Annotated in this window: 11 protein-coding genes and 1 pseudogene; 5 read left to right on the top strand and 7 right to left on the bottom strand. The window is 70.3% G+C overall.

Annotated features, from left to right (window positions below; all coding sequences use genetic code 11):
* Positions 1-67: 67 nt before the first annotated feature.
* On the bottom strand, positions 68-541 hold the full coding sequence (locus tag ACFXPK_RS21535) for a carboxymuconolactone decarboxylase family protein (protein ID WP_385077700.1): 474 nt from the start codon (positions 539-541) through the stop codon (positions 68-70).
* A gap of 390 nt (positions 542-931) precedes the next feature.
* Between ACFXPK_RS21535 and ACFXPK_RS21530 the strand changes: the two genes are divergently transcribed.
* From ACFXPK_RS21530 to ACFXPK_RS21520, 3 genes and pseudogenes are all read left to right on the top strand, one after another.
* On the top strand, positions 932-1,429 hold the full coding sequence (locus ACFXPK_RS21530; RefSeq protein ID WP_385077697.1) for a DUF2975 domain-containing protein: 498 nt from the start codon (positions 932-934) through the stop codon (positions 1,427-1,429).
* Positions 1,429-1,653 carry a helix-turn-helix domain-containing protein gene (locus tag ACFXPK_RS21525; protein WP_385077694.1) on the top strand — a complete coding sequence of 75 codons (225 nt, stop codon included), beginning with the start codon at positions 1,429-1,431 and terminating at the stop codon, positions 1,651-1,653. The genes ACFXPK_RS21530 and ACFXPK_RS21525 overlap by 1 nt, the downstream gene beginning before the upstream one ends.
* Positions 1,654-1,712: 59 nt before the next feature.
* Positions 1,713-1,868, top strand: a pseudogene (locus ACFXPK_RS21520) (protocatechuate dioxygenase); the annotation flags it as partial.
* Between the two features lie 7 nt (positions 1,869-1,875).
* Here the strand turns inward: ACFXPK_RS21520 and ACFXPK_RS21515 are convergent.
* From ACFXPK_RS21515 to ACFXPK_RS21505, 3 genes are all read right to left on the bottom strand, one after another.
* Complete coding sequence (locus ACFXPK_RS21515) at positions 1,876-2,316, bottom strand: hypothetical protein (protein WP_385077691.1); 441 nt, start codon at positions 2,314-2,316, stop codon at positions 1,876-1,878.
* 71 nt (positions 2,317-2,387) lie between these two features.
* A complete protein-coding gene (locus ACFXPK_RS21510) occupies positions 2,388-2,510 on the bottom strand; it encodes a hypothetical protein (protein ID WP_385077688.1) in 123 nt (40 codons plus the stop codon).
* A gap of 408 nt (positions 2,511-2,918) precedes the next feature.
* Positions 2,919-3,350, bottom strand: a complete 432-nt coding sequence (locus ACFXPK_RS21505) for an ATP-binding protein (RefSeq protein ID WP_385077709.1) — start codon at positions 3,348-3,350, stop codon at positions 2,919-2,921.
* A 94-nt stretch (positions 3,351-3,444) separates the two neighbouring features.
* On the opposite strand from ACFXPK_RS21505, the gene ACFXPK_RS21500 reads away from it, so the two are divergent.
* Positions 3,445-4,878: an XRE family transcriptional regulator gene (locus ACFXPK_RS21500; protein WP_385077685.1), complete on the top strand. Its 1,434-nt coding sequence runs from the start codon at positions 3,445-3,447 to the stop codon at positions 4,876-4,878.
* A gap of 14 nt (positions 4,879-4,892) precedes the next feature.
* On the opposite strand, the gene ACFXPK_RS21495 is transcribed toward ACFXPK_RS21500, so the two are convergent.
* From ACFXPK_RS21495 to ACFXPK_RS21485, 3 genes are all read right to left on the bottom strand, one after another.
* The gene (locus tag ACFXPK_RS21495; protein ID WP_385077683.1) at positions 4,893-5,708 is read right to left on the bottom strand and encodes an alpha/beta hydrolase; all 816 of its coding nucleotides are present in this window, start codon (positions 5,706-5,708) and stop codon (positions 4,893-4,895) included.
* A 229-nt stretch (positions 5,709-5,937) separates the two neighbouring features.
* The gene (locus ACFXPK_RS21490; RefSeq protein ID WP_385077680.1) at positions 5,938-6,582 is read right to left on the bottom strand and encodes a dihydrofolate reductase family protein; all 645 of its coding nucleotides are present in this window, start codon (positions 6,580-6,582) and stop codon (positions 5,938-5,940) included.
* 379 nt (positions 6,583-6,961) lie between these two features.
* Positions 6,962-7,945, bottom strand: a complete 984-nt coding sequence (locus tag ACFXPK_RS21485; RefSeq protein ID WP_385002501.1) for a DUF3027 domain-containing protein — start codon at positions 7,943-7,945, stop codon at positions 6,962-6,964.
* Positions 7,946-8,506: 561 nt separating this feature from the next.
* On the opposite strand from ACFXPK_RS21485, the gene ACFXPK_RS21480 reads away from it, so the two are divergent.
* Positions 8,507-9,889, top strand: coding sequence for an MFS transporter (locus tag ACFXPK_RS21480; protein WP_385077677.1), 1,383 nt, complete (start codon positions 8,507-8,509; stop codon positions 9,887-9,889).
* Positions 9,890-9,909 lie beyond the last annotated feature (20 nt).

Here is a 9,909-nt window from a genome sequence, read left to right as displayed (position 1 = left end):
CAGGTACGGTCCCCCACCGGGTCCCGTACCGGGGGCACACGCCCCGCCCGCTCGACGCGCCGTCCGCCTATCCGTGTTGGCCGGGCTGGTAGTCGCCGGCGGGCTGCCGGGTCATGACGTTCAGGCGGTTGAAGGCGTTGATGATGGCGATGTCCCACACCAGGGCGGAGAGCTGCTCCTCGTCGTAGTGCTTGGCAGCGTCGGCCCACACCTCGTCGCTGACACCACCGGCCGCGTCGGCGATACGGGTGCCCTCCTCCGCCAGTGCCAGGGCGGCGCGCTCGGCCTCGGTGAAGACCGTGGCCTCCCGCCAGGCCGCGACCAGGTGGAGCCGTACCGCGGTCTCCCCGGCGTGCGCGGCCTCCTTGGTGTGCATGTCGACGCAGCCCGCGCAGCCGTTGATCTGACTGGCGCGGAGCCTCACCAACTCCTTCGTCGCGTTCGGCACCCCCGACGCCGCGAGCGCCGTGCTCGCCGCGATCAGGTGCTTGAGGGCCTTGCCCGAGGCCGGGAAGGAGAGGGGGTTCAGTCGGGCGTCCATGATGCGCTCCTTAGCCGTTGTGCGCCGTTGCCGTGCGCCGTGCCGTGCTGACACCCCTTGGACGGGACAGCCCCGCGCGATGTGACATCCGCGGACGGCCGGCGGATTGTGACGGGCGTCTCACCAACCGCCGCGGTGCCGATACGGTGGGGACTCGTTCACACCGAGCCCGAGGCCGCGTTCCAGACGCCGCCACGGCGGACCGACCCGGTCTTCGAGTCGTCGGCGCGGGCAGCGTCGTCAGCGGGGCCATCCCGCCGATGGTCTTCGCGTCCGTGACGCCCCGCCGCACGCTCCGCGCCGTCACGGACGCCGATCCGACGACGCGCACGTCTGCCACCGATCCGTCGGTCGATTGACTTTCGATAGAAAGCTATCGATAATCGATAGATGAATCATCTACACATCGCCGTGCTCCGCGCCGGGATCGCCATGGCCGTCCTGTTCGGCCTCTTCGGCCAGATCGTGGTCATACCGACGGCGGCGTCCGACGAGGTCGACCGCTTCCCTCCCTACGAGCCGTTCGCCGTGCCGTACGCGACCGCGGCCATCGTCGGTGTCGCCTGCGTCCAAGTCGCCCTCGTCGCCACGTGGAAGCTGCTGGACATGGTCGACCACGACGCGATCTTCACACCGCTGGCCTTCCGGTGGGTCGACGTCATCATCTGGTCCTCGGTCGTGGCGACGCTGCTGGCCCTCGGGGTGACCGGACATCTGGCCCTGTTCGGCCTCCCCTCGCCCGGCGACGGCATGGAGCTGATCGGCGCGCTGGGCGCGGCGACCGTGAGCACCGGCGCGGGGATGGCGTTCGCGATGCTGGTCCTCGTCCTCCGGGGCCTTCTGCGCAAGGCCACGGATCTCCAGACAGAGATCGCCGAAGTCGTCTGATGGCGATCATCATCGACCTCGACGTCCAGCTCGCCCGGCGCGATCTGTCGGTCGGCGAGTTCGCCGCCGCCGTCGGCATCACGCCCGCCAACATCGCCGTCCTGAAGAACGGCCGCGCGAAGGCCGTACGGTTCACGACGCTCGACGCGATCTGCCGGGCGCTCGACTGCCAGCCCGGTGACATCCTGCGCTGGGTCCCGGACGAGGACCCGGCCGGCCGCTGACGTCCACCCCGGGCGCGACGAGATGCGGCCGCTTCTTATCGCCGTCCCAGCGGGGGCCCGTACCCCCGTACTCGACCAACACCGTGCCCCGCACCACGCTCGCGCAGGACGGCATCTACGGCAACGGAGGCGCCGCCGCGGGCCTCATGACGGTGACCGGCTCCACCACCGCCGGCTACACCGGCAGCCTCACCCTCGGCATCGACCAGGGCTGACCCGCCCTCAGGGCGTCGGCGGCCCCGGGCCCGCCGACGCCCGTACCGTTCGCAGGGGGCAGGAGTGGGGGCGCAGGGGGTGCGGCCCACAGGCGATGAGGCCGAGGTGGAGGAAGCGTCCACCGGTGGTCCACCAGCCGCCGACAAGGTCCTCGCGGGCGACCAGTCGCCGGACGGTCTCGCCGGGGTCGGGCGAGGGAGCGTAGGAGCCGATGAGGATGCCGGTGTGCCGCCGGAGCTGATCGGTGTACCAGGCGGCGGCTTCGGTGGGCCGGTCGAAGGTCGCCCGGATGTGGACGGACGCCTTGAGAAGCCAGTCGGCGGTTTCGAGGGGCATGACAGGGGCGGTGGGGAATTCGGGGTGGCCTGGCCGGCGGTGGGCGTCCCCGGGTTTGACGAGGAGGGTGCCGTGGCCGTGCCAGAGGTAGGCGTGGTGGTGCGGTGACACGGGTCTCCTTGAGGGACCGGGCGGCCCCGCCCGCACGGGGTCGGGGCCGCCACGTCGTACATGTGGTGCTGTTATCGGCGTCCGCAGCCGTCGCCGTCGCCGCAGCCACCGGAGGAGCTGGAGCCTCCGCTGTCGTCGCCGCCGCTGTCGGTGTCGTCTCCGCCGTGCTTGACCGGGGCGGTGGGGTGTCGCATCGTTGGCCTCCTGTGCCGTCGGGTGCAGTTGCCGGGCCCGTTCGTTCGGGCCCTGTCCCGTTCCGGCCGGTCGTTCCTTCGCCGGGAGTACCGGCCGGAGCGGGGGTTCGAGGGGGCACAGCGGGAGGCGTACGGGCCCGCACCGGGCCTATCGGTCGCAGTGAGCGCCGACGAGGCTCAGGACGAGCAGGACCAAGGCGGCGGACGCGAGCACGGGCACCAGCGGAGAACGGCGGTCCCGGGAGGTCACCGGGTGCCTCCCACGCCGACGCCCCTCCGCCGTATGTACGTGCCGACGGCGCCCCGGCGGAAAGGTGTGCACCGGTAGTCCCGCGAGATGGGCCTCCGGGTACGCGGAAGCGGAGAACCCCGCACCGGCGGAGCCCGGTTGACCGCCGGGTGGCCCGTTCACCGGGCCACCTCGGCCCACACGGCCTTCCCGAACGGCCGATCGGCCACACCCCAGCACTCCGCCAGCGCGTCCACGATGATCAGCCCCCGGCCCCGGTCACGCTCCTGGGACGCCACCCGGAACCGAGGCCGCCGCCGCACCGGATCCCGCACCTCCACCCGCACCCGCGTCCCGGTGACGGCCAGCACGACCAGCACCGAGTCGCCGGGCTCGGTCCCGTACCGCACGGCGTTCGTCACCAACTCGGAGACCACGAGCTGGAGATCGTCCACCCGCCTCTCGCCCGTATCGGGCACATGGAACGCAACGAACTCACGCACGTAGGCACGGGCCGCCCGGACCGACTCCGGGGCGCCGACGAGCAGGAGTTGCGGCGGCGGCCCGACCGGGGGGTGGCAGCCGACGTTTTCGTACCGCTTCGGGAGCATGGTCACCATGCAAATCCCCTCCTCGAAGTTTGCGTGTCCGAAAGAATGGGCCACCGGCAAGCAATCCCCGTTCCCTATGAAGGGGATATCCACGATGGGTACACTCGATCGAGATGGATTCCTGCCTCTTCGAGGCCGACAGATCCGGGGAACGATGTTGGGCTACAGGTCACCGGCAGCCCTGTCGGAAAAGCTCCTCAATCGGGCTGATGTGCGAGAGGCATTACGAGGCCACGACTTCGGCACCCTCTTCAAGCTGGCCCGACAGTGGGACGGAACCAGTTTCGTGAAGATCGCGGATGCCTGCGAGATCAAGCCCGAGCGCGTCGGCCGGCTCGCCAGAGGCGAGGGATCCGTTGCGACGTTCGAGAAGATCGTCACCATCGCCGACGGCTTACGCATTCCCGGTCACATGATCGGATTGGCTCCACGCCCTTGGGAGACCGCGCAGAGCAGCGAGAGACATCTCACGTCAACATCAAATACGCCCGAAGATCCTGTCGCCGAGCCCACAGAAGGAGCCGATTTGAGGCGTAGAGATTTCCTGACAGGGGGAATTTCTGCCGTTACCGCACCAGGCCTGGGCCTTGACGAGATCAGGCATATCACGGCGGCAATGGAAGACGCGCGACGTTACCTCGACGGGGATGTGATCGAGTATTTTGGCAAGCGAATCGACTGGTGCCTGACCAGGGACGGAAAACATGGCCCCAGAGAAACCCTCCCCTCAGTTCTCGGGCTGATCGGTGCGGTAGAAAACAGCATCGGCAACACCAAGCAGAAATTTCGGGACGGATTATTGAGCATCGGCGCACGGAGTGCCGAATTCGCCGGTTGGCTCTACCGGGACTCCCGGAATCACGGTATCGCCGACTACTGGCGCGACCGTGCGATCGAATGGGCCCGGGAGTCCGACAACGGCGCGATGCAGGGGTACGTTCTCCTGAAGAAGAGCCAGGCAGCATGGGACGACCGTGACCCGGTGAAGATGCTGGAACTGGCTCAGGCAGCGCAGCAGGACACATGGGAACTCCCCGCCCATGTACGAGCCGAGGCCGCACAGCAGGAGGCCCGAGCGCACGCGATGTTGGGAACGGATATCGGCCATGTCGAACGCAAGCTTGACGAGTCCCGTGAACTACTGGGAAACGCGAGGCGGTTTGAGACCGGGCAGCCGGCGGCGCAACTCGGGGGCCACTACGGCACCGAACTGCTCTCCATGCAGACCGCGATCTGCTACTGCGAGGCAGGAAGACCACAGCGTGCGATCGCCATCTACAAGGAGAAGCTCACGGCGGGCGCTTTTTCGCGCCGCGACCACGGATATTTCCTCTCGCTCATGGGCGGGACGCTCGCGCTGGCGGGGGAACCCGATGAGGCGGCTCGCACCGGTTTGGACGCGCTCGGCATCGCTGCGGAGACATCATCGGTCAGGACTGCTCACGAACTCGGACGTCTCTCCGATCGGCTCAGTCCATGGAAACACCGGCCGCTCGTGCGAGAATTGCGGGACGCTCTCGCGGGGTGAGTGTACGTCCCCGGCTAACGTTCGACAGACACCCAGTCGGATACCGCCCGAATCACCGAAGACTGCCACTCCTGGGTCTGCGGATGCAGATATCCAGGGTCGTCATGGACAGCGAAACCATGCTGTGCGCCGTCGATCTCCAGGAGCCGGTGCTCTCCCTTCAGGGAGCTGATCGCCGATCGGGAACTCTCCACCGGAATGAAGGTGTCCCTCGTTCCATGGATGACAAGCACCGGGGCTTTGATTTCCTGAAGCGACTGCCGGGGATCCAGATGGAACACTTCGTTGAGCAGTGCGCGCCCGAGCCGGAAGGTCGGAGAATGCTCCAGGAACCCGCGGGTCGCCAGTTCCTCACCCTCCTGCTCATCGATTCTTTCGCCGTTCCAGTACGGCTTGTCCTCGATGAAGCGCTTCTTGTAGTTCAGCAGGGGATTCATGAGCGTGAGGCTCTGCACGTCCTGCGGCCGGTTTGCCGCGAAGGCTGCACAGATGCCTCCGGCGAAACTCGTGCCCACCAGATGTACCGCATCGCACGCCATGAGCGTGCGGACATGGTCGGTTGCCGCTCTGATGTCGTTGAGGACCCCCGCGATCGTCAGTTCTTCCTGACGCCCCTCGCTCTCCCCGTGCCCGCGCAGATCGAACCGCAAGGAGCCGACGCCTGCATCGAGAAGCCCCTCGGTAAGGCGGCTGAAAAAACCGCCTTCCTCCCGTGTCACACCACCACCATGGACCAGAACCGCCACGCCACGCGGTGCCCCGGAGGGACATGCCACGCTTCCCCGGAGCAGGAGACCGTCGAGGCTGCGGAAGCTCGTTTCACCACTCATGCCGGATGCCTTACCCCACCCCGGGGTACGTCAACGCCCCAGGAGCCCCATATGAGCAGCGATGTCCGGCTCCGCACCGCGACGTCGAGCGCACGGGCGCCCCCGGCCGCTCGGGGCACCAGTGCCGCAGCGGCGGGGACAGCCGTGAGTGCGCGGACAGCGGCGGGTGAGCCCCGCCGGGGCCGGCCGATTGAGCGGGGGCACCTCGGGCACCGCTCGGGGCGTCGCGTCACCTCCGCCAGAACAGGTGGTGCGTCACGCCGCTCGGGCTGGGCACGGTCTCCAGGTGGAACCGGTCGAGCAGTTCGTCGGGAGACTCCCAGAGCCGCAGCCCGGACCCGAGCTTCAACGGCGAGACCGCCACATGCAGGGTGTCGACGAGGCCGGCGTCGAGGAACTGCCGGACGGTGGTGACCCCGCCGCCGAGCCGGACGTCCTTGCCCCGCGCCGCCTCCCGGGCCCGTTCGAGGATCGTGGCCGGGCTGCCGTCGACGAAGTGGAACGTGGTGTCGGAGAGGGTGAACGACGGACGCGTGTGGTGGGTCATGACGAAGACCGGCGTGTGGAACGGGGGCTCCTCCCCCCACCAGCCACGCCACTCGTGGTTCTCCCAGGGCCCGCGCTGGGGACCGAACTTGTTGCGGCCCATGATCTCGGCGCCGATGTTCCGCGCGAAGTCCCGCGTGAAGTAGTCGTCGAGGCCCCTGCTCCCCCCGGAATCCGTGCGCATGGGCCAGCTCGCCGTGGCTCCGGCCCAGGCGAACAGCCTCTCGGGACGGTCCAGGCCGAACGGTTGGTCGAGACTCTGGTGCTCCCCGGCACCGATTCCGTCGCTCGACACGTTGAAGTTCATGACTCTCAGCAGTTGATCCACGGGGTGTCCTCGTCATTCCTGTCGCGTCATCGTGCGGGCGAGGCGCCGCACATCATGACGTCGAACGGGACGTGGCCCGATCGACAGCGGCCCGCGACTTTTTTCCACACCGCGCCGCAGGACAATCCCGCCGTCAGGCTGTCGGGCCGGCCACGGTCCGGGCTCGGGCCGGCCGCGGTCCGGGCTCGGACCGGGTGCCGGGAGGGGTACGGAGGGGGAGGTTCCGTACGCATGTACGGGGACGGCCGTCACCCCTTGGCCCCGTGAGCCGCTTCCGGGGCACCCCGATGGACCCCCGGACGCCCACGGTCCGGTGCGCAGTGTGCGCACACGCCGTGCGTCGCCGTGGGCTTCCCGCGGGCCGGGCGGGCCGGCTCCGTTACGAGTGGCCCAGGTCCTCCGTGTCGCCGTCCGCCACCGCGCCCGTCAGGACCGAGCCGCTGTCGCGCGCCGGGCGGAGCGGGAAGGCGTCCGTGCCGACCGAGTCCAGGACCGGGGGCGCCGGGCGCAGGGGTTTGGGCATGACCGCCGCTTCCGAGTGGCCGCCGCAGCCGTACGCCAGGGAGACGACACGGCCGTCCGCCGGGGAGAACTCGTTCGCGCAGACGCCGAACGCCTGGCGCAGCGAGCCCGCCAGAGGCAGCAGGAAGCCGCAGGAGACACAGGGGGCGGGCGCCGCCTGGGCCATGGGGGTCTTCGCGCCGAAGGACTCGTCCCAGCGGTCCGCGGCCACGTGGAGCCCGTAACGGGAGAGGACGCGCGCCCTGCGCATGCCCAGCTCCTCCGCGACCGCCGCGATCGTGCTGCGCGCGGGCACGGCCGGTACGGCGTCGGTGCCCGGTCCGGCCAGGTCGGAGGCGAGGCCTGCGGCGTCCTCCGCGGCGACCTCGGCCGCGTCCTCCGCCTCGACCAGGTCCGCGAGGTTGCGCGGGGTCACCTCGGGCACCACGGAGTTCGGCGGGGGCATGTCCTCGCCCGAGTAGCCGGGCTCCAGGCGCAGATCCTCCGCCTCCGTCGGCAGCAGATCGCCGGGGCCCATGTCGCCCGGACGCAGCCGCTCGCTCCAGGGCACCCATTCGGGGGCCAGCAGGGAGTCCGAGCCGGGCAGCAGCACCGTTTCGTCCAGCGTGACGTTCTTCGCGCGGGAGGCGCGGGCGACCGTCACCGCCCAGCGCCAGCCCCGGTAGCCGGGCTCCTTGCACTCGAAGAAGTGGGTGACGACCCTGTCCCCGTCAGCCACCGCCGAGACATGCTCCCCGACCACACCGGGGGCGGCGGCCTCCTCGGCAGCCGACCGGGCGAGGTCTACCGCCTCGGCGCACAGACGGTCAGGGATTCGGCTTCGCGTCGTCGCAGCACTCACAGGTCTCGCTTCTCTCCTACGCCGTCTCACGGGTGCGCCGGCCGAATCGCGATGTACGAGCCGAGGGCGGAGCGGACCAGAGGGCCGCATCGACGTCCACGCCCGATCTCTCCTCGGGCACGCCTACTGTCATCCATTCTGCGGGATGACAAAGAGGCGCGCGGCCGAGAACAACCGCCGGTGGCGCGCTACGCACGCTACCCCCTCCGCCGCCCGCCGCCCACCTGCACGTCGTCTTTCCCGCACTTCGGGCCACTCCGCAACCAGGCCGTAACCGAGTGGACCCCTACGGTGAACTGGGCGGGGAGCCTTCCGGACCGGCCGGGCGAGTCCGCCGGCCCCTCCCGTGTCCTCCCGCGCCCCACGGGCCCGCCTCTCCCCCACCCGGGTGTATCCGTCTCCGGGGTGCGTGTATCCGGCCCCGGCCGGGGGCAGGCGCCCCGGGGTGAACAGCGACAGGCTCTCCGGCGGCCCGCGCCGGCTCCTCCGTCATGGGACCGTCACGGCCCCGTCATGCGCCGGATCGGTTCGCGCCAGAGGCCCTTGGGGCACTATGACGGGGTGGCAGCCGTAAGGTCGTCCGACGCGTACGCGTCCGGCGGCCCGCTCCGGAGGACCGGGCGGGCCGTCGGCCGCGCCGTGCGTCTGCCGTTCACCGCCTCCGCGCGCGGGATCAGGAAGGCGACCCACGCGCACGGCGCGGGCGAGTCGGGGCTCGGCAAGCTGATCGAGCTGCACGCCGTGAACGGCGCGGGCGATGTCATGATCACCGTCGCGCTCGCCTCGACCGTCTTCTTCTCCGTACCGACCGACGAGGCGCGCGGCCGGGTCGCGCTCTACCTCGCCGTCACCATGGCGCCCTTCACGCTGCTCGCCCCGGTCATCGGCCCGCTCCTGGACCGTCTGCCGCACGGCCGCCGCGCCGCCATGGCCGCCGCCATGCTGACCCGCGCCGTCCTCGCGATCGCCATGTCGACCGCGGTGATCACCGGGGGCCTGGAGCTGTATCCGGCGGCGCTCGGGGTGCTCGTCGCGTCGAAGGCGTACGGGGTGGTCCGCAGCGCGGTCGTGCCCCGGCTGCTGCCACCGCGCTTCTCGCTCGTACGCGCCAACTCCCGTGTCACGCTCGCCGGTCTGCTGGCCACCGGCGTGGCGGCGCCGATCGCCGCCGGGCTCCATCTGATCGGGCCGCGCGGGCCGCTGTACGGGGCCTGCGTGATCTTCCTGTGCGGCGCGATGCTGGCGTTCACACTGCCGCCCACGGTCGACTCGGCCAAGGGGGAGCGCAAGGCCCGGCTGGTCACCGTGGACCACGGCAGGACCGGCCGCCGGGAGAAGGAGCGGCGGCCCACGCTGCGGACGGTGGGGCCCGCCGTGCTCCACGGTCTCCAGGCCAACGCCTCGCACCGCCTCCTCTCCGGCTTCCTGACCTTCTTCCTCGCCTTCCTCCTGCGCGAACACCCCATCGCGGGCCAGAACGCGGCGGTCTCCCTCGGCATCGTCGGTGTCGCCGCGGGCGCCGGGAACGCGATCGGCACGGCGGTCGGCGCGTGGCTCAAGGCGCGCGGACCCGAACTGATCATCGCCACGATGCTGGGCATCGCCCTGTCCACCGCGGTCGTGGCGGCGCTGCTCTTCGGCGGCGTGATGATGGCGGTGCTCTGCGCCGTCGCCGGGTTCTCGCAGGCGCTGTCGAAGCTGTCCCTGGACGCGGTGATCCAGCGCGACGTGCCGGAGGAGGTACGGACGTCCGCGTTCGCCCGCTCCGAGACGCTGCTCCAGATGTCCTGGGTGGTCGGGGGCGCGATCGGTATCGCGCTGCCGCTCAACGGGGTGCTGGGGATGGGCGTCGCCGCGGGCATCATGGCGCTGGGCGCGCTGGTGGCCGTACGGGGGCTGCTGACCACCGCGCGGCGCGGCTCGCCGCACCCGCGTGTGGCGTGAACGGGGGCGACCGATAGCCT

This window comes from Streptomyces sp. NPDC059142, from assembly GCF_042755665.1.
GTDB lineage: Bacteria > Actinomycetota > Actinomycetes > Streptomycetales > Streptomycetaceae > Streptomyces.
Note: the sequence above shows the minus strand (reverse complement) of the source record. Positions and strands in the feature narration are given on the sequence as shown.

What these genes read in the sequence shown, in the direction of transcription:
- ACFXPK_RS21510 (WP_385077688.1), bottom strand. Translation starts at nt 2,510, where the DNA reads ATGCGACACCCCACCGCCCCGGTCAAGCACGGCGGAGACGACACCGAC.
- ACFXPK_RS21495 (WP_385077683.1), bottom strand. Translation starts at nt 5,708, where the DNA reads ATGAGTGGTGAAACGAGCTTCCGCAGCCTCGACGGTCTCCTGCTCCGG.
- ACFXPK_RS21530 (WP_385077697.1), top strand. Translation starts at nt 932, where the DNA reads ATGAATCATCTACACATCGCCGTGCTCCGCGCCGGGATCGCCATGGCC.
- ACFXPK_RS21535 (WP_385077700.1), bottom strand. Translation starts at nt 541, where the DNA reads ATGGACGCCCGACTGAACCCCCTCTCCTTCCCGGCCTCGGGCAAGGCC.
- ACFXPK_RS21500 (WP_385077685.1), top strand. Translation starts at nt 3,445, where the DNA reads ATGGGTACACTCGATCGAGATGGATTCCTGCCTCTTCGAGGCCGACAG.
- ACFXPK_RS21525 (WP_385077694.1), top strand. Translation starts at nt 1,429, where the DNA reads ATGGCGATCATCATCGACCTCGACGTCCAGCTCGCCCGGCGCGATCTG.
- ACFXPK_RS21505 (WP_385077709.1), bottom strand. Translation starts at nt 3,350, where the DNA reads ATGCTCCCGAAGCGGTACGAAAACGTCGGCTGCCACCCCCCGGTCGGG.